General features: G+C 75.0%; 16 protein-coding genes. 7 read left to right on the top strand and 9 right to left on the bottom strand.

Features of this window, described 5'->3' with window-relative positions; translation table 11 throughout:
- Positions 1-93 precede the first annotated feature (93 nt).
- Positions 94-1,740: a glucose-6-phosphate isomerase gene (gene pgi, locus ACWIX3_RS19560; protein WP_448609014.1), complete on the top strand. Its 1,647-nt coding sequence runs from the start codon at positions 94-96 to the stop codon at positions 1,738-1,740.
- 64 nt (positions 1,741-1,804) lie between these two features.
- Here pgi and pcaC read toward each other — a convergent pair whose 3' ends face one another.
- The 5 genes from pcaC to pcaH form a co-directional block, all read right to left on the bottom strand.
- A complete protein-coding gene (pcaC, locus tag ACWIX3_RS19565) occupies positions 1,805-2,239 on the bottom strand; it encodes a 4-carboxymuconolactone decarboxylase (protein ID WP_448609015.1) in 435 nt (144 codons plus the stop codon).
- Between the two features lie 73 nt (positions 2,240-2,312).
- Entirely contained in the window at positions 2,313-3,092 is a 780-nt protein-coding gene (gene pcaD / locus ACWIX3_RS19570) for a 3-oxoadipate enol-lactonase (RefSeq protein ID WP_448609016.1), read from the bottom strand.
- A complete protein-coding gene (gene pcaB, locus ACWIX3_RS19575; protein ID WP_448609017.1) occupies positions 3,089-4,429 on the bottom strand; it encodes a 3-carboxy-cis,cis-muconate cycloisomerase in 1,341 nt (446 codons plus the stop codon). Before pcaB ends, pcaD begins: the two co-directional genes overlap by 4 nt.
- A complete protein-coding gene (pcaG, locus tag ACWIX3_RS19580) occupies positions 4,426-5,091 on the bottom strand; it encodes a protocatechuate 3,4-dioxygenase subunit alpha (protein WP_448609018.1) in 666 nt (221 codons plus the stop codon). Before pcaG ends, pcaB begins: the two co-directional genes overlap by 4 nt.
- Positions 5,088-5,834 carry a protocatechuate 3,4-dioxygenase subunit beta gene (gene pcaH / locus ACWIX3_RS19585; RefSeq protein WP_448609019.1) on the bottom strand — a complete coding sequence of 249 codons (747 nt, stop codon included), beginning with the start codon at positions 5,832-5,834 and terminating at the stop codon, positions 5,088-5,090. Before pcaH ends, pcaG begins: the two co-directional genes overlap by 4 nt.
- A gap of 72 nt (positions 5,835-5,906) precedes the next feature.
- On the opposite strand from pcaH, the gene ACWIX3_RS19590 reads away from it, so the two are divergent.
- Both ACWIX3_RS19590 and ACWIX3_RS19595 read left to right on the top strand, forming a co-directional pair.
- Complete coding sequence (locus ACWIX3_RS19590; RefSeq protein WP_448609020.1) at positions 5,907-6,683, top strand: IclR family transcriptional regulator; 777 nt, start codon at positions 5,907-5,909, stop codon at positions 6,681-6,683.
- A gap of 50 nt (positions 6,684-6,733) precedes the next feature.
- Entirely contained in the window at positions 6,734-7,903 is a 1,170-nt protein-coding gene (locus ACWIX3_RS19595; protein ID WP_448609021.1) for a 4-hydroxybenzoate 3-monooxygenase, read from the top strand.
- A gap of 68 nt (positions 7,904-7,971) precedes the next feature.
- On the opposite strand, the gene ACWIX3_RS19600 is transcribed toward ACWIX3_RS19595, so the two are convergent.
- Together ACWIX3_RS19600 and ACWIX3_RS19605 are read right to left on the bottom strand one after the other, a co-directional pair.
- The gene (locus ACWIX3_RS19600) at positions 7,972-8,283 is read right to left on the bottom strand and encodes a hypothetical protein (protein ID WP_448609022.1); all 312 of its coding nucleotides are present in this window, start codon (positions 8,281-8,283) and stop codon (positions 7,972-7,974) included.
- Between the two features lie 197 nt (positions 8,284-8,480).
- On the bottom strand, positions 8,481-9,305 hold the full coding sequence (locus ACWIX3_RS19605; protein WP_448609023.1) for a hypothetical protein: 825 nt from the start codon (positions 9,303-9,305) through the stop codon (positions 8,481-8,483).
- A gap of 168 nt (positions 9,306-9,473) precedes the next feature.
- On the opposite strand from ACWIX3_RS19605, the gene ACWIX3_RS19610 reads away from it, so the two are divergent.
- The 4 genes from ACWIX3_RS19610 (at position 9,474) to ACWIX3_RS19625 (ending at position 14,692) form a co-directional block, all read left to right on the top strand.
- Positions 9,474-11,111 carry a carboxylesterase/lipase family protein gene (locus tag ACWIX3_RS19610; protein WP_448609024.1) on the top strand — a complete coding sequence of 546 codons (1,638 nt, stop codon included), beginning with the start codon at positions 9,474-9,476 and terminating at the stop codon, positions 11,109-11,111.
- 199 nt (positions 11,112-11,310) lie between these two features.
- Entirely contained in the window at positions 11,311-12,486 is a 1,176-nt protein-coding gene (locus ACWIX3_RS19615) for an acyl-CoA dehydrogenase family protein (RefSeq protein WP_448609025.1), read from the top strand.
- A gap of 8 nt (positions 12,487-12,494) precedes the next feature.
- A complete protein-coding gene (locus ACWIX3_RS19620; protein WP_448609026.1) occupies positions 12,495-13,661 on the top strand; it encodes an acyl-CoA dehydrogenase family protein in 1,167 nt (388 codons plus the stop codon).
- 143 nt (positions 13,662-13,804) lie between these two features.
- The gene (locus ACWIX3_RS19625; protein WP_448609027.1) at positions 13,805-14,692 is read left to right on the top strand and encodes an NmrA family NAD(P)-binding protein; all 888 of its coding nucleotides are present in this window, start codon (positions 13,805-13,807) and stop codon (positions 14,690-14,692) included.
- 4 nt (positions 14,693-14,696) lie between these two features.
- Here the strand turns inward: ACWIX3_RS19625 and ACWIX3_RS19630 are convergent, their stop codons facing one another.
- Positions 14,697-15,551, bottom strand: a complete 855-nt coding sequence (locus tag ACWIX3_RS19630) for an HDOD domain-containing protein (protein ID WP_448609028.1) — start codon at positions 15,549-15,551, stop codon at positions 14,697-14,699.
- Positions 15,548-17,611, bottom strand: coding sequence for a putative bifunctional diguanylate cyclase/phosphodiesterase (locus ACWIX3_RS19635; RefSeq protein ID WP_448609029.1), 2,064 nt, complete (start codon positions 17,609-17,611; stop codon positions 15,548-15,550). The genes ACWIX3_RS19630 and ACWIX3_RS19635 overlap by 4 nt, the downstream gene beginning before the upstream one ends.
- Positions 17,612-17,709: the final 98 nt, after the last annotated feature.

Below are 17,709 nucleotides of genomic sequence, written 5' to 3' on the forward strand. Positions count from 1 at the left end.
GGGCGGGAGGGGCCTGGGGTCGCCCCGCGGCCCGCCTCCCGGCAGGGTAGGAGGAACGGCAGCCGATCCGTCGGCCGGGAGCGGGAGGGGTCCATGGGCATCAGGGACAGCGCGGAGTGGCAGGCGCTGGCCGAGCACCACCGCGAGGTGGGCGACCGGCACCTGCGCGACCTGTTCGCCGAGGACCCGGAGCGCGGCACCGAGCTGGTGGTCACCGCCGGCGACCTGTACCTCGACTACTCCAAGAACCGGCTGACCCGCGAGACGGTCCGCCGGCTCGCGGCGCTGGCCGAGCGGGTGGGGCTGCGCGCGCGCACCGAGGCGATGTTCCGCGGCGAGCACATCAACGCGACCGAGGACCGCGCCGTCCTGCACGTCGCGCTGCGCGATCCGCGCACCAGCGGCCTCGTCGTCGACGGCCACGACGTCAACGCCGAGGTCCACGAGGTGCTCGGCCGGATGGCCGACTTCGCCGACCGGGTGCGCACCGGGGCGTGGACCGGGCACACCGGCGAGCGGATCCGGGCCGTCGTCAACATCGGCATCGGCGGCTCGGACCTCGGGCCGGCCATGGCCTACCTGGCGCTGCGCGACTTCTCCGACCGGTCGCTGACCTTCCGGTTCGTCTCCAACATCGACCCGACCGACCTGGCCGAGGCGACCCGGGATCTCGACCCGGCGACCACCCTGTTCGTCGTCGCGTCCAAGACCTTCACCACCCAGGAGACGCTGACCAACGCCAAGGAGGCCCGCCGCTGGCTGGTCGAGGGCCTGGCATCCCGAGGACACGGCGGCGACGAGAAGGCCGTGGCCCAGCACTTCGTCGCCGTCTCCACCAACGCCGAGAAGGTCGCGGAGTTCGGCATCGACACCGCGAACATGTTCGGCTTCTGGGACTGGGTCGGCGGCCGGTACTCCTTCACCTCGGCGATCGGGCTCTCGCTCATGGTGGCGATCGGGCCGGAGCGGTACCGCGAGATGCTCGACGGCTTCCACACGGTCGACGAGCACTTCCGCACCGCGCCCTACGAGGAGAACCTGCCGGCCCTGCTCGGGCTGATCTCGCTCTGGTACGTCGACTTCTTCGGCGCGCAGAGCCAGGCGGTGCTCCCCTACTCGCAGTACCTGGCCCGCTTCCCGGCCTACCTGCAGCAGCTGTGCATGGAGTCCAACGGCAAGTCGGTCACCCTCGATGGCGCACCGGTCGACGTCCCCACCGGCGAGATCGTGTGGGGCGAGCCGGGCACCAACGGCCAGCACGCCTTCTACCAGCTGCTGCACCAGGGCACGGTGCTCGTGCCGGCCGACTTCCTGGCCTTCGCCCGGCCCAACCACGACCTCGACGGCATGCACGACCTGTTCCTGGCCAACTTCCTCGCCCAGCCGCGCGCGCTGGCCTTCGGCCGCACGGCCGAGGAGGTCGCCGCGGAGGGGACGGCGCCGGACGTCGTCCCGCACAAGGTGATGCCGGGCAACCACCCGTCCAACGCCATCGTGGCGCCGGAGCTGACGCCGTCGGTGCTGGGCCAGCTGGTCGCCGCCTACGAGCACCGGGTCTTCACCCAGGGCGTCGTCTGGGGCATCAACTCCTTCGACCAGTGGGGCGTGGAGCTGGGCAAGGTCATGGCCAACCAGCTGGCGCCGAAGCTGCAGAGCGAGTCGGCACCGGAGTACGACTCCGACTCCTCCACCAACGCGCTGGTCCGGCTGCTGCGCGAGGGCCGCGGCCGGCCGGCCTGAGAAAGGACCCCTGTCCCCCGCCGGCTCGCGGCGGTGCCCTGCAGGGGGGCCGGCCGCGGGACCGTCAGGCCTCGCCGCGCAGCTCCGCCAGGATCGGCGCGGCGACCTTGAACGCGTGGTTGGCAGCGGGCACGCCGGCGTAGACGGCGGCGTGCTGGATGACCTCGGCGATCTCCTCGTCGGACAGGCCGTTGTTCTTCGCCGCCCGCACGTGCAGCGCGAACTCGTCCCAGTGGCGCAGCGCGATGGTGATCGACAGCGTCATCAGGCTGCGGTCGCGGCGGGCCAGGCCCGGCCGCTGCCAGACGTCACCCCACGCCACCCGGGTGATGAAGTCCTGGAAGTGGGCGGTGAACGGCGTGGTGTTCGCGACGGCGCGGTCGACCCAGGCGTCGCCGAGCACCTCGCGCCGGGTGCGCATGCCGGCGTCCCGGCGCTCGTCGTCCGTGCTGGGCAGCCGAGCCCGGCGGGCGTCGTCGGAGTCGGGCAGCTCGCTCACGAGTCCTCCCCGCCGGCGCTCGTCGGCCGCGTCCGCGGCGCTGCTGTGCCCGTGTGTTCGCTCGCGAGCTCGCTCACGTGTGCCCGCCCGCGGCGTCGAAGTGCCCCAGCAGCGCACCGGTGACCTCCAGCGGCTGCTCGAGGTTGGGCAGGTGCGCGCCCGGGCTCACCGACACCAGCGAGGCGCCGGCGATGCCCTCGGCGATGGCCCGCTGGTGCGGCGGCGGCAGCGCGGGGTCCTCGGCGCCCGACACGACCAGCGTCGGTGCGTTGATCCGTCCCAGGTCCTCCCGCAGGTCGACGGCCGCCACCACCTCGCAGCACAGCGCGTAGCCCTCGTCGTCGGCCCCGACGATCATCGCCTCGAGCCGCGCCACCAGGTCCGGGTGCTCGGCGGCGTAGGCCGGCGTCAGCCACCGGCTCACCACCGTCGGTGCCAGCGGCGCGGTCCCGCCGGTGCGGGCCGCGGCGGCCCGGTCGAGGAAACCCTGCGGGTCGGGCTTCGCCGACGTGGCCAGGGCGACGAGCCGGTCCACCCGCTCGGGCTCGCGGGCGGCCAGCCGCAACGCCGTCATCCCGCCCAGGGACAGCCCGGCGACGTGCGCCCGCCGCGCACCGAGCCGGTCGAGCAGCACCAGGACGTCGTCCACCAGGTCGTCGAGGGAGTACGGCCCGGCCGGGGCCGGCGACTCGCCGTGGCCGCGGGTGTCGTAGGTGACCACCCGGTACCGCTCGGCCAGCGGCGGGACCTGCGGGTCCCACATGCCGCGGGTCGCCCCGAGCGAGTTGGAGAGGACGACGACCGGCGCGTCGGCCGGCCCGTCCTCGGTGTACGAGACCTCGACGGCTGTCATGGGCGTCCCTCCGTGAGTGCGGCGTGCTCGGCCAGTGCGGCGTCGACCTGGGCCCCGGCCTCGCCGACGTCGGGTGCCCCCGCGGCGAGCACGGCGGCCGTGTCGACGTCGGTGCGGGCGGCGACCACCTCGGCCAGCGGGCGGCCGCTGTCGCGGGCCTCTCGCACGGCGGCGGCCGCGGCGTCGTGGCCCGCGCCCCTGCCGAGGGTGGGCGCCAGCGCCTCGGCGAGCGCGCCGGCCAGCGGGCCCTCGGCGGCGGCCGCCGCGGTGGCGGCCATGCGGGCGGGGTCCGGCCGCAGCCCGCGCAGGCTCTCGGCCAGCCAGGACGCCGCCGACCCGACGGTGGTGAGCAGTTCGGTCAGCGCCGGCCACTCGCTGTGCCAGGCGCCGGCAGCACGCTCGTGCTCCTGCTCCATCGCCGACAGGAGCGTGGCGACCAGCCCCGGTGCCCGGCGGGCGCAGGCGCGCGCGGAGATGGCCGCGACCGGGTTGCGCTTGTGCGGCATCGCCGACGACCCGCCGCGCCGTCGAGAACCGGGCCCCTCGCCCACCTCGGCGACCTCCGCCACCTCGGTCTGCGCGAGCAGCACGACGTCGACGGCCACCGTGGCGACCACGCCCGCGGCGGCACCCAGCGCCCCGGCCAGGTCGGCGACCGGCAGCCGGACGGTGAACCAGGGCACGGCGGTGCTCGCCAGCTGCAGCTCCTCCGCCAGGGCCGCCCGTACCGCGACACCGGCCCCGCCGCTGGCGGCCAGCGTGCCGACCGCGCCGCCGTACTGCACCGGCAGCGAGGCGACCACCTCGGCCAGCCGCAGCCGGGCGCCGTCCAGGCCGGCCAGCCAGCCGGCGGCCTTGAGCCCGAACGTGGTGGGCAGCGCCTGCTGCATCAGCGTGCGGCCGGGCAGGACGTCGTCCCGGTGGGTGCGGGCGAGCTCGGCGACGGTCCCGGCGGCAGCGGTGAGGTCGGCGTCGACCGCGGCGACGGCCGAGCGCGCCATCAGCAGGAGCGCGGTGTCCAGCACGTCCTGGCTCGTGGCGCCCACGTGGACGGCGACCGCGTCACGCTCCCCCACCGCGTCCTGCAGCACCCGCACCAGCGGCGGCACCGGGTTGCCGGCGTCCGCGGCCCGCGCGACCACGGTGGCCAGGTCGAGCCGCTCCGGGTGCGCGCAGGCGGCGGTGACCGCGTCGGCCGCCGTGGTGGGCACCAGTCCCCTGCGGGCCGCGGCGCGGGCGAGGGCGGCCTCGACGGCCAGCAGCGCACGGAACCAGGCGTCGTCGGAGACGGCGGCCGCGGCCCCGCCGCGGGCGAAGGTCCCGGAGAGGAGCGTCATACGGCGAAGAACACCGTCTCCCGGTCCCCCTGCAGGTACAGGTCGAGGCGGTAGCCGTCGTCCGTCGGGGTGGCGATCAGCGTCTGCCGGCGGTCCTCCGGCAGCCCCTTCAGGACGACGTCCTCGGCGTTGGCCTCGGCCTCGTCGGCGAAGTAGATCCGGGTGACGACCCGGTCGAGCAGGCCGCGGGCGAACAGGGAGACGTCGACGTGCGGCGCCTGCAGGCCGCCCTCGCCGTCGGGCACCCGGCCGGGCTTGAGCGTGAAGACGCCGAACTCCCCCGGCGGGTGGATCGTCGAGACGCGGGCGTAGCCGCGGAAGCCGGGGTAGGACGACGCGCCGCGGGGGTCCTCGGGCGACGGGAAGCGGCCGTCCGGATCGGCCTGCCAGGTCTCGATCATCGCGTCGGGGACGACGTCGCCCGCGCCGTCGAGCACGCGGCCGCGGATCCAGATCCCGCCCTCGGTGCCCTCCTCCGCGGCCCAGATGCCGTCCGGCCAGGTCAGGCCGATGGCCAGGTAGGGGCCGACCGTGGCGCTCGGGGTGGTGCCCAGCCGGAAGGGCTCGGTGAGGAAGCCGGTGCCGCGCCGCCCGGACCGGGGCTGGAACGCGGTGGCCGGGTCCGGCGGGACGTCCAGGGGGTCCACGAACTGCGCGCTCACGCGACATCTCCGTCGTCGTCGGTCTCGAACGGCGTCTGGTCCGTGCCGCGCAGCACGATGTCCCACTCGAAGGCGAGCGCCCAGTTGTCCTGGGTGCGCTCGAGGGAGTACCGGCTGACCGCGCGATGGCGCGCCGCGGCGGGGATGGCGTTGAAGATCGGGTCCTGGCCGAACAGCGGGTCGTCCGGGAAGTACATCTGCGTGACCAGCCGCTGGCTGAACGCGCGGCCGAACAGGCTGAAGTGGATGTGCGCGGGGCGCCAGGCGTTGTGGTGGTTGCCCCACGGGTAGGCGCCGGGCTTGATCGTCATGAACTCGTAGCGGCCCAGGCTGTCGGTGACCACCCGGCCCAGCCCGTCGAAGTGCGGGTCCAGCGGCGCCGGCCAGTTGTCGGCGACGTGCCGGTAGCGGCCGGCCGCGTTGGCCTGCCACACCTCCACCAGCGCGTCGGGCACCGGGCGGCCGTCGCTGTCGAGCACGCGGCCGTACACGAGGACCCGCTGGCCGATCGCCTCGCCGCCGTTGCGCAGGGTCAGGTCGGCGTCCTGGGGCTGCACCCGGTCCTCGCCGAGCACCGGGCCGGTGATCTCGGTGAGCCGGTGCGGCAGGTCGACCGGCGTCCGCAGCGGCGCGCGCAGCGCCGTGCTCCGGTAGTCGGGGAAACCGACGGGCGTCCGCTTCTCGGCGGGTTCGCGCAGGTAGCGCGGCAGGATCAGCCTGCGGTCCGATGTGGTCCCGGTCATGTCCGAGACCGTAGGGCCGCGGGGCTACCCTGCCCAGGGTTCGCTTCCGGTGGACGGAAGCGGGGAGGTGCCATGGCCGGTCGGAGCAGGACACCCGGGCGATCGGTCACGTCCCGCGCGCTCGCTGTCCTCGGCGCCTTCGACACCGGCGCCCCGAGGCTGTCGCTGTCGGAGATCGCCGAGCGTTCCGCCATGCCGCTGACCACCGTGCACCGGCTGCTCGGCGAGCTCACCGACTGGGGCGCGCTGCACCGGCGTCCCGACGGCCGCTACGAGATCGGCCGCCGGCTGTGGGACCTCGGCCTGCTGGCGCCGGTCCAGCTCGAGCTGCGCCAGGTCGCCGCGCCGTTCCTGCTCGACGTGCACACGGCGACCCGCGACACCGTGCACCTCGCCGTCCGGGAGGGCCGCTGCGCGCTCTACGTCGAGCGGGTCTCCGGCCGGGAGTCGGTGCCGGTGGTCAGCCAGGTGGGCAGCCGGCTGCCGCTGCACGCCACGGGCGTCGGCAAGGTGCTGCTGGCCGCCGCGCCGGACGACGTCGCCGAGGCGGTGCTGCGCGCGCCGACGCGGGAGACGCGGCACACCGTCGTCGACGCCGGGCGGCTGCGCCGGGAGCTCGCCGAGGTACGCCGCCGCGGATACGCGCGGACCGCCGAGGAGATGTCGCTGGGCACCCTGTCGGTCGCCGTCCCGGTGCGGGTGGAGCGGCCGGCCGGCCCGGCGGTCGTCGCCGCGCTGGGCGTCGTCGTCCCCAGTCACCGGCGGGACCTGCTGCGGCTGGTCCCGGTGCTCGAGGTGGCGGCGCGGGGCATCGGGCGGGAGCTGGCGCGGGCGCAGCGCTTCCACTGAGCGGGAGCGCACGGTTCCCACCCCGGCGTCGCGGCGGTCACACTCGGTCCGTGCGTACCCAGGTGGGGATCATCGGCGCCGGCCCGGCCGGCCTGCTGCTGTCGCGGCTGCTCGCCCTGCGGGGCATCGACTCCGTGGTCCTGGAGAACCGGTCGAGGGACTACGTGGAGGCGCGGATCCGCGCCGGCATCCTCGAGCAGCACTCCGTCGACACGCTCACCGCGGCCGGCGTCGGCGACCGGCTGCAGCGGGAGGGCCTCGAGCACTCCGGCATCCATCTCCAGTACCCGGGCACCCGGCACACGCTCGACTTCCCGTCGCTGTGCGGCCGCACGGTGTGGGTCTACGGGCAGACCGAGGTGGTCAAGGACCTCGTCGCCACCCAGCTCGACGGCGGTCCGCCGCTGCTGTTCGAGGTGTCCGACGTCCGGCTCGAGGACGTCGACGGCACCGCACCGCGGATCCGGTTCACCGACGCGTCCGGCGTCGCCCAGGTGCTCGAGTGCGACGTCATCGCCGGCACCGACGGCTTCCACGGCCCCTCCCGTGCGGCGGTGCAGGAGGCCGGCGGGCGGGTGTGGGAGCGCACCTACCCCTACGCGTGGCTGGGCATCCTGGCCGACGCCGCGCCCGCGACCGACGAGCTGATCTACGCCTGGCACCCCGAGGGGTTCGCGCTCTACTCGATGCGCTCGCCGAAGGTGTCCCGGCTGTACCTGCAGGTCGACCCGTCGGAGCGGATCGAGGACTGGTCGGACGAGCGGATCTGGGACGCGCTCGACACCCGCATGGCGCTGGAGGGCTGGTCGGTCAACCGCGGGCCGGTGACGGAGAAGTCGATCCTGCCGATGCGCTCGTTCGTCAGCGCTCCGATGCGCCGGGGCCGGCTGTTCCTCGCCGGGGACGCCGCGCACATCGTCCCGCCGACCGGCGCCAAGGGTCTCAACCTCGCCGTCGCCGACGTCACCCTGCTCGCGCAGGCGCTGGTGCGGCTGCTGCAGGAGAAGGAGACCGACCTGGTCGACTCCTACTCCGACCGCGCGCTGGCCCGCGTCTGGCGCTGCACCCACTTCTCCTGGTGGATGACGTCGATGTTGCACCGCTCCGGCGACGACTTCGACGCCGAGCTGCAGCTGTCCCAGCTGCGTCGGGTGTGCTCGTCGGAGGCCGCCGCCCGCGAGCTGGCCGAGAACTACACCGGCCTCCCGCTGGAGGTCTGACGGGGCCGCAGCTGCTGGAGGGCAGCCGGGTCAGTTCCGTCGCGCCGACCTGCGGGAAGCGGCGACGGTCAGAGGTGCCAGCGGACCTCGACCCTGGTCCAGGTGACCTCGAGGCCGCCGGGGAACACCTGCCTCACCGCATCGGCACCCATCCGCTGCCGGGCCACCCGGCCGGCCACCTCGACCGCCTTGGCGGCCGCGGCCGCGGTGAGCGCGACCGCCGAGGCGGTGAGCAGCGGCCCGGCGAGCGCCACGCGCGCGAGCGCCGGGATCAGTGAGGGGAGCGGCTGCGGTGCCACGCCGCGACCTCGCGGGCCGGGGACCGCGGCCCCGTCCCTCCCGATGATCGCGTCGGGCTCGACCGGCTGCTGTTCCGTCATCCCGTCCTCCGTCCACCAGGCGCCCCGTCCACCAGGCGCCCCGTCCACCAGGCGCCCCGTCCACCAGGCACCCCGGTCCTCAGGCACCCCGTCCCCGGGCGCCACGGTCCTGGACCACCGCCCCGCCCATCGTGGCCGACGGGGGCACCCCGGCGCGAGGGCGGTGTCCGGCGATGCGTCCAGACCTGGCGGGGCGGTCAGCGGCCGGCGTCGAGCAGGGTGAGGACGGCGTCCGCGGTGCCCGGCGCCAGCGGCAGGTGCGGCAGGACGGCGGGCAGCTCCTCGGGCTCGATGCCCTCGGCCAGCAGCGCGGTGAGCACCCGGTCGGCCTGCGTCGGGGGCACCGGCCCGTCGAGCTCGGCGAGCGCGGCCCGGGCGAGGAAGACCGCGCCCGACGCGGCGGGGTCCTCCCCCTGCGGCGCGGCCGGCGGCGGGGCGGCGGCCTCCCGGGTCATCGCCTCGGCCGCCCGCACGAGCGACAGCGGCAGCCCCTCGACCTCGACCTCCAGCAGCGGGACGTCGGCCAGCGCGGCCAGCACCAGGTGCTCGGCCTCCGTGCGCAGCGGCGTCTCCCACTCCCCCGCCCGGACCACGCCCACCAGGTCGCGGCCGTCCTCCCCGAGGTCGTCGAGCAGCTCGGCCCACTCCGCCCGCCGGGTGGCCCGCGCCCGCTCGGCGGCCAGCACGCAGGTGGCCAGCACGAACGGCTCGAGCACCTCGCGGTCGAACCGGTCGGCGTAGAGGACCCCGGTGGCGTCCACCGCGTTCAGCGCGTCGCGGAAGCTGCCCGGCCGGGCATCGCCGAGGTCGAGCCGGCCGTCCTCCTCGCCGGACAGCGCCTGCCCGCGGGCGATGCGGTCGCCGATCGTGCCGCCGGTCCCGCCCAGCCGGCCGCGGCGCCGCTCGTGGTGCGGCCGGTCGGACATCCCGACGGTCCACGCGCAGGTCTCGGCGATCAGCGCCGGCAGCCGCTCCCGCAGCACCTCACGGCTGAGCTGCCCCATCCAGTCGACGTCGAACACGCTCCGGAGCGTTCCCGCACGACCCTCCCGACACGCGCGGGAACCGGCTCCCGATGGACGAGCGCGCGTCTCCGGCACCCCGACCGATCGTCGGTCCCCTACCCTCCGCACGACCGCCGTGACTCGGCTCACGGTCGCGCGGCGGGCCGACGCGTCCCTGGAGGTCCCGTGCGACCCTCCCTCCCCCGGCCGCTCGCCCGGGCTCTCCTCTCCCTCGGTCTCGGTGCCGCCCTCGTGGCCGGTGGCGGGCCGGTCCTCGCCGCACCCGGAGCCGCTGCCGGCGGCGAGCCCCCGCTCGTCGTGCCCACCGAGGACGGTGCCGTGCGGGGCACCGTGGAGGAGGGCTCCCGCCTCTTCCAGGGCATCCCGTACGCCGCCCCGCCGGTCGGCGACCTCCGGTTCCGGCCGCCGGCGCCGGTCGAGCCGTGGGGCGGCGTCCGCGACGCGACCGAGCCGGGCAGCCCCTGCCCCCAGCTGCAGGACGAGTTCAACCCGACCGGGTCGGCGGACGAGGACTGCCTGTCCCTGAACGTCACGACACCGGCCGGTCCGGAGGGCCGGCGCGGGGAGCTGCCCGTCATGGTGTGGGTCCACGGCGGCGCGTGGCTCACCGGCGCCGGCTCGCAGTACGACGCGAGCACGCTCGCCGTCGATGGCGACGTGGTCGTCGTGACCGTCAACTACCGGCTCGGTCCGCTGGGCTTCCTGGCGCAGCGGGACCTGTCCGCGCAGAACGGCGACGTCGCCTCTGGCAGCGCCGCGCTGCTCGACCAGCAGGCCGCCCTGCGCTGGGTGGAGCGCAACATCGCCGCCTTCGGCGGCGACCCGGACACCGTGACGGTGTTCGGCGAGTCCGCCGGCGGCTCCTCCGTCTGCGTCCAGCTCGCCTCACCGAGCGCGCGAGGGCTGTTCGACCGCGCGATCGCGCAGAGCTACAGCTGCACCGAGCGCTACGACGACCTGGCCACCGCCGAGGCCACGGGCGACCGGGTCGCCGCCGCGGTCGGCTGCGCCGGGAGGACCGACGTGGCCGCCTGCCTGCGGGACGCCGACGTCGAGGCGCTGCTCCGCGCCTGGCCCGGCGGCGCCTTCGTCGTCGGCGGTTCGGCCCTGCCGGTCCAGCCGGCGGACGCCATCGCCGCGGGCGAGCACGCGCGGGTGCCGGTGGTGCACGGCAACACCCGCGACGAGACCACGCTGTTCACCCCGCTCGAGCCCCTGGTCTCGACCGGCGCCCCGCCGTCCGCGACCCTCACCGCGGAGGAGTACGAGGCGGAGCTGGCCGCGCGCCACGGCGACCGGGCGGGTGAGGTCCTCGCCCGCTACCCGGCCGACGCCTACCCCTCGCCGCTGCGGGCCCTGGCCGTGGTGGACAGCGATGCCGGGAACGCCCTGGCGACCTGCGCGCACGTCGACGCCCACGAGGCCCTGTCGTCGGCCCGGGGGCCGACCCGGGTGTACGCCTACCAGTTCCGCGACCGGACGGCGCCCCCGCTGGTCGACTTCCCGTTCCCGGGCTACCCGGAGGACGCCCAGCACGGCACGGAGCTGCCGTACCTGTTCCCGGGCCTGTTCGGCGCCCCGCTGACGGCGGAGCAGCAGGAGCTGTCGGCGACGATGGTCCGCTACTGGACCACCTTCGCGGCGACCGGCGACCCGAACGGCCGCGGTGCCCCCGGGTGGCACCGCTACCGCGACGGCGGGGACGTGCAGGGCCTCGACCTCGCCTCCGCCGGCAGCGTCGGACCGGTGGACGTCGCCGCCGAGTCGAACTGCTCCCTCTGGGCCTCCGTGGCGCAGGCCTGAGCTGCGGCCCGAGGCGGTGGGTGACCGCCCGGGGCCCGGGCCGCCCCGTCCCGGCCGCCTCGGGGCGGACGGTGGGCGGCGATCCCGGGAGGCGGTCCGCCACGCCGTACCCACCGGTGCTACCCGTCGGTAGGAAGTGTGGGATCGTCGGTCTCCCACCCTGCGAGACGGCACGGTCGCCGTCAGGAGATGAGGCCCGATGCGGTTGCAACTGTCCCCGGAGCTGGAGGCCTTCCGGGAGGAGATGCGGACGTTCTTCACCACCCAGGTGCCCCAGGAGATCCGCGACACCGTCGCGGCCCGCCGGCACGTCACGAAGGAGCAGTACGTCCGGACCCAGCGGATCCTGAACGCCGCCGGGCTCGCCGTACCGCACTGGCCCGTGGAGTGGGGCGGCAGGGACTGGACGCCGCTGCAGCGGCACATCTGGCGCGAGGAGATGCAGCTGGCCTGCGTGCCGGAACCGCTGGCCTTCAACGCCAGCATGATCGGCCCGGTGATCGCGGCCTTCGGGAACCAGGAGCAGAAGGAGCGGTTCCTGGCCCAGACGGCGAACCTCGACATCTGGTGGTGCCAGGGCTTCTCCGAGCCCGACGCCGGCTCCGACCTGGCCAGCCTGCGCACCACCGCCGTCCGCGACGGCGACGACTGGGTCGTCAACGGCCAGAAGACGTGGACGACGCTGGGCCAGCACGCCGACTGGATCTTCTGCCTGGTCCGCACCGACCCGACCGCGGAGAAGAAGCAGCGCGGCATCTCGCTGCTGGTCTTCCCGATGGACACCCCCGGCGTCACGCTGCGGCCGATCGAGCTGATCGACGGCAGCTACGAGGTCAACGAGGTCTTCTTCGAGGACGTCCGCGTGCCGGCCGAGAACCTGATCGGCGAGGAGAACCGCGGCTGGGACTACGCCAAGTTCCTGCTCGGCAACGAGCGGGTGGGCATCGCGCGGGTCGGCAGCACCAAGCGGCTGCTGGCACAGGCCAAGGCGTACGCGCAGGAGGTCACCGTGGGCGGTCGCCCGCTGACCGAGGACCCGCGCATGGCCAGCCGCATCGCCGAGGTGGAGAACGAGCTCCTCGCGCTGGAGCTCACCGCGCTGCGCGTGGCCGCGCACTCGGCCGACGGCAAGCCGCACCCGGCCTCGTCGGTGCTCAAGCTCCGCGGCTCCGAGCTGCAGCAGGCCGCCACGGAGCTGGTGGTCGACATCGCCGGCCCGCTCTCGCTGTCCTCGTTCGCCGACGGCGGTTCCGAGGTCCCGGACTGGTCCCGCGTGGCCACGCCGGAGTACCTCAACTACCGCAAGGTCTCCATCTACGGAGGCTCCAACGAGGTGCAGCGCACCATCATCGCCGGCACGATCCTGGGGCTCTGAGGCAAACCGTGGACTTCACCTTCGACAGCGAGCAGAACGACCTCCGGGAGGCCGTGCGCGGTCTGCTGGACCGCGCCTACGGCGACAGCGAGCAGCGCCGCCGGGTGACCGCGAGCGACCCGGGCTACGACGAGAAGACCTGGTCGCGGCTGGCCGAGATGGGCCTGCTGGGGCTGCCCTTCGCCGAGGAGCACGGCGGCATGGGCGCCGGGCCGATCGAGGTGGCCATCGTCGCCGAGGAGATCGGTCGGGTGCTCGCACCCGAGCCCTACGTCGAGGCGGTGGTGCTCGCCGGCGGTCTGGTCGCCGCCGCGGGCAGCGACGCCCAGAAGGGCGAGATCCTGGCCGGCATCGCCGAGGGGACGACGCTGGCCGCCGTCGCGCACGCCGAGCCCGGCACCCGCTGGAGCCCGTCGGCCGGAGCCGTCACCGCCACGCGGGACGGCGACTCCTGGACGCTCACCGGCGTCAAGGAGCCGGTCCTCAACGGGGCGCGGGCCGACGTCCTCGTCGTGTCGGCTCTGCTGACCGGGGACGGGGCCCCCGGCGGGACGGCGCTGTTCGTCGTCCGCGGCGACGCCGCGGGCCTGACCCGCACCGGCTACCGCACCCACGACGGCGGCCGCGCGGCCAACGTCCGCTTGGAGGGCACCCCGGCCGAGCTGCTCGGCGAGGACGCTGCGGACCGGACCGCGCAGATCGAGCGGGTGCTCGCCGAGGCGCGCATCGCCTACGCCCACGAGGCCATCGGCTCCATGGACACGGCGCTGCGCACCACCGCCGAGTACCTCAAGACCCGCAAGCAGTTCGGCGTGACGCTCAACCGGTTCCAGGCGCTCACCTTCCGCGCCGCGGACATGTACGTCTCGCTCGAGCTGGCCCGCAGCACCGCGCTGTGGGCGTCGATGGTCGCCGACGCCGGCGGGGACGTCGTCACCGCAGCCGACCGCGCCCGGCTGCAGACCAGCCGCGCCGGCCGGCACATCGGCAAGGAGGCCATCCAGCTGCACGGCGGGATCGGCGTGACCGCCGAGTACACCATCGGCCACCACACGAGCCGGCTCACCGCCATCGACCACGTCCTCGGCGACGGCGACTGGGCGCTGTCCCGCCTGGCTGCGGACGTGACCGGCCACGAGACCGTCGACCCGCTGGGTGCGCCCTACACCGGCTGAGGGAGGACTCCCTCCCGGGTTCCCGCATCGCGGCCGGCGTCCCCTCGGGGCGCCGGCCGCGGTCGTCCCGGCTCAGACCGATCGCCGGACGGTCTGTCGGTGGCCGGTGGTGGGATCGGGTCCCCGAGCCGAGGAGACCTGCCGTGCGGATCGTCGTCACCACACCCACCGGGAACGTCGGGTCACGCGTGGTCCGGCTCCTGCTCCAGGCAGGCGCCACGCCGGTCCTCCTGCTCCGCCACCCCGACCGTCTGGACCCGGACGTGCGGGACCGGTGCGAGCTGGTGGTCGCCGACCAGCGGGACGGCGACGCGGTCGTCCGGGCGACGAGGGGAGCCGACGCCCTCTACTGGGTCGACCCGCCGACGGGCGAGGACGACCCGGTCGCCGCCTCCGCACGGCTGGGCGCCGTGGCCGCGCGGGCGGTCACCGAGAACCGGATCCCCCGCACGGTCTTCCAGAGCAGCGTGGGGGCCGAGAAGCGGACCGGTGTCGGGATGATCGACGGGCTCGCCCGGGTGGAGACGCAGCTGGACGCCACGGGTGCCACGGTCCTGCACCTGCGCTGCGGGTACTTCGCCACCAACCTCCTCGGGAACCTGGCGGGGCTGCGGCAGGGGACGCTGACCACCACCATGCCGCTCGACCGGCCGCTGCCGTGGGTCGACCCCCGGGACGTCGGCGACGTCGCGGCGGCCTGCCTGCTGTCCACGGCCTGGTCCGGTCGCCGAGTGCAGGCCGTCCACGGCCCCGAGGACCTCACCCCGCTGCAGGTGGCCGAGGTCGTCAGCGCCTCCGCCGGCCGGCCGGTGACGGCGGTCCGCATCAGCGACGAGGAGCTGCGCGCGGAGCTGCGGTCGACGGGCATGACCGACGCGCAGGTCGAGGGCTTCGTCGGCATGTCGAGCGGGATCCGCGACGACTTCGTCCCCGAGGACCCGCGGACCGTGCTCACCACGACACCGACCACCCTCGCCTCCTGGGTGCACCAGCACCTCCGCCCACTGCTCGGCGAGGGTCGGGGCGGGTGAGCCGTCACTCCCCCAGCATCGCCATCCGCAGCTCGCCGGCCTCGGCGCGAACGCGGTCGAGCACCGGGACGACGGCGTCCTCCTGCAGCTGCCCACCGGTGAGCTCCTCGACCGGCACGGGCACGTGGTCCTCGACCGTCAGCCGGGCCGCGACCTCCAGCGCCGCCCGCAGCAGCGCGCCGTCCCCGTCGCCGAGATCGCCCACCGCACACAGCGGGGTGACCATGCTCGGCGGGAAGCCCCACTGCTCGAGCGCCACCGCGGTCAGCCGGAAGGCGTGGATGCCGTAGCGGCGCACCTCGGCGGCGCGGAGCCCGGCGGCGGTCGGCTCGGCCGCCGCCAGGTCGGCATAGCCCTCGACGTCGTTGTGGTGCAGCAGCGCGACGCCCAGCGGCGCCAGCAGGCCCAGGCACAGCGCGTCCTGTGGGCGCTCGCCGAACCGCGACGCCAGCGTGGACGCCGCCAGCGCGACGCTGGTGCTCGTCCGCCAGAAGTCCTCGGGCAGGCGGGACTCGTCGTCGAGGTCGGTCAGCGCGACGGTGGCCATGGTGCGCACGGTGGGGAAGCCGACGACGGTGACGGCGAACTGCAGCGAGGTGACCCGCCCGCGCATGCCGAAGTAGGCGGAGTTGGCCATCTTCATGACGCGGCCGGCCAGGGCGACGTCGGAGCCGAGGACCCGGGCGAGGATGCGCGCGTCGGTGTCGTCGGAGTCGGCGATCGACACGATCTGCGCGGCGACCGGCTTCTGCGCGGCCATCGTCTCGATGCTGGCCAGCACCGCCTCGAGGTCGAAGGACGGCACGGCGGCCAAGGTCCTGGGCGCGGCTGCTCCGGGGCGCAGAGGGGTGACGGTCATCGGGCGTGCACCGCGTACCAGGCGGCGGTGCGGTGGCCGGTCATCGGCCGGGCCAGGGAGAAGCCCTGCAGGAAGCCCGCGCCCAGCTCGGCGAGCTGCGCGGCCTGCGCTGGCGTCTCCACGCCCTCGGCGACGGTCTCCAGGTCCAGGCTGCGCGCCAGCGCGATGACCGCGGAGGCCATCTCGGCGTGCCCGTCGGCCAGCTCCGCGACGAACGAGCGGTCCACCTTGAGGACGTCGACCGGCAGGTGCCGGAGGTACGCCAGCGACGAGTAGCCGGTGCCGAAGTCGTCGATGGCCAGCGAGACACCGAGCTCGCGCAGCTGCACGAGCACCTCGCGCGCCGACGACGGGTCCTTCATCAGCGCCGACTCGGTGATCTCGATCGACAGCCGCGAGGGGTGCAGCCCGTGCCGCTCCAGCGCGGCGACGACGTGGCCGTGCAGGTGCTCGTCGAGCTGCAGCGCCGACACGTTCACGTTGGCCCGCTGCGGGGCCGCCCGGCCCAGCACGCGGTCCCACCCGGCCAGCTGCCGGCAGGTCTCCTCGAGCACCAGCAGGCCCAGGCCGCCGATCAGTCCGCTCTCCTCGGCGAGTGCGACGAACACGCCCGGACTGACGGGGCCGCGCAGCCGGTGGTGCCAGCGGGCCAGCGCCTCCACGGCCACCGGGAAGCCGTCGGTGGTGCTGAAGATCGGCTGGTAGAGGAGCGTGATCTCCCGCCGCTCGATGGCCTCGCGCAACTCGGCGACCAGCCGCAGCTTGTCGCGCGCCTCGGCGCGGGCCCGCTGGTCGACCACGGTGATCCGGCTCCTGCCGCCGGCCTTGGCCTGGTACACCGCGATGTCGCAGTCGCGGATGAGGTCCTCGGGCGCGCCGTGCTCAGCGGTCTGCACGGTCACGCCGACACTCGCGTGCGGACGGACGTCGACCCCGCCCAGGCGCACCGGCGAGGCCAGCGCGGCGCAGATCCGCTCGGCCAGGGTCACCGCGTCGTCCTCGTCGACGTCCTCGCACACGACGACGAACTCGTCGCCACCGAAGCGGGCCACGAGGTCACCGGGGCGCACCGTGGCGCGCAGCCGGGTGGCGACCTCCACGAGCAGCTCGTCCCCGGCGGCGTGACCGAGGGAGTCGTTGACGACCTCGAAGTCGTCCAGGTCGAGGAACAGGCAGGTCAGCCCGCTGCCGCCGGGGCGGAAGCGCTCGGCCACGTGCCGGTCGAGCAGGGTGCGGTTGGGCAACCCGGTGAGCGGGTCGTGGTGGGCCTGGTGCTCCATCCGGGCCTCGAAGGCCAGCCGGTCGGTGATGTCCTCGATCGTGCCGACGAAGCCCGCGCCGACGCCCGGGGTGAACAGCTGGGAGAAGCGGATGACCGTCGTCCGCTCGGTGCCGTCGGTGCGGACCACCCGCGCCTTGGTCTCCCCCTCGCCCCCGCCGAGGACGGCGACGACCTGCTCGATGACCCGGTCGAGGTCGTCGGGGTGCACCGTGGCCATCCACCCGGTGCCCAGCAGCTGCTCGGCCCGCAGCCCGACCAGGCTGCAGAACGCGTCGTTGACGTGCGCCAGGCGCATGCCCTGCTCGGAGAGCAGCGTGGGCACCGGGGAGCGCTCGGTCAGCGTGGCGAAGCGCTGCTCGTGGGCGTCGGCGGTTGCCCGCAGGGCCCGCTCGGACTCGTCGTCGGCGGGGACCAGTCGCAGCGTCCACATCCGGCCGCCGGGCATCGGCGTGCACAGCACCACCGCCTCGACCGGGGCGCCGCTGGCGGTGCGCACCGCCAGCGTCATGCGCACGCTGCGCTCGCGGCGCAGCAGCAGCCTGATCCCGCCGCCGCGGAGCGTCGGCACGAGCGAGGAGACCGGCAGCGACCGCAGGTCGTCCAGCCCGTAGCCCAGCAGCTGCGTGGCGCCCTCGTTGCCCCAGGCGATGCGCGGCGTCCCGGAGACCAGCTCCACGACGAGCAGCACGAGCGTGTCGCTCACCGCGGCCCCGTAGAAGATCGACGAGACGACCTCCGGTGACACCAGCGGTCCTGCGGTCGCGGACGTCGTCGGCACACGCCCTCCTCCCGGATCCACGGCGCTCGGCTTCCGTGCCGCCCGTCCGTACGGAAGGACTACGTCACCCGCGATCGACCCCTCCAGCAGAGGACGTC

The sequence above is a fragment of the Geodermatophilus sp. URMC 60 genome (genome assembly GCF_053502585.1).

Bases quoted from the DNA above. Each gene is read 5' to 3' on its own strand.
- ACWIX3_RS19590 (WP_448609020.1), top strand. From the start codon at position 5,907: ATGGCCGGTCGGAGCAGGACACCCGGGCGATCGGTCACGTCCCGCGCG.
- pcaH (WP_448609019.1), bottom strand. From the start codon at position 5,834: ATGACCGGGACCACATCGGACCGCAGGCTGATCCTGCCGCGCTACCTG.
- pcaD (WP_448609016.1), bottom strand. From the start codon at position 3,092: ATGACAGCCGTCGAGGTCTCGTACACCGAGGACGGGCCGGCCGACGCG.
- pgi (WP_448609014.1), top strand. From the start codon at position 94: ATGGGCATCAGGGACAGCGCGGAGTGGCAGGCGCTGGCCGAGCACCAC.
- ACWIX3_RS19600 (WP_448609022.1), bottom strand. From the start codon at position 8,283: ATGACGGAACAGCAGCCGGTCGAGCCCGACGCGATCATCGGGAGGGAC.
- pcaB (WP_448609017.1), bottom strand. From the start codon at position 4,429: ATGACGCTCCTCTCCGGGACCTTCGCCCGCGGCGGGGCCGCGGCCGCC.
- ACWIX3_RS19630 (WP_448609028.1), bottom strand. From the start codon at position 15,551: ATGACCGTCACCCCTCTGCGCCCCGGAGCAGCCGCGCCCAGGACCTTG.
- ACWIX3_RS19615 (WP_448609025.1), top strand. From the start codon at position 11,311: ATGCGGTTGCAACTGTCCCCGGAGCTGGAGGCCTTCCGGGAGGAGATG.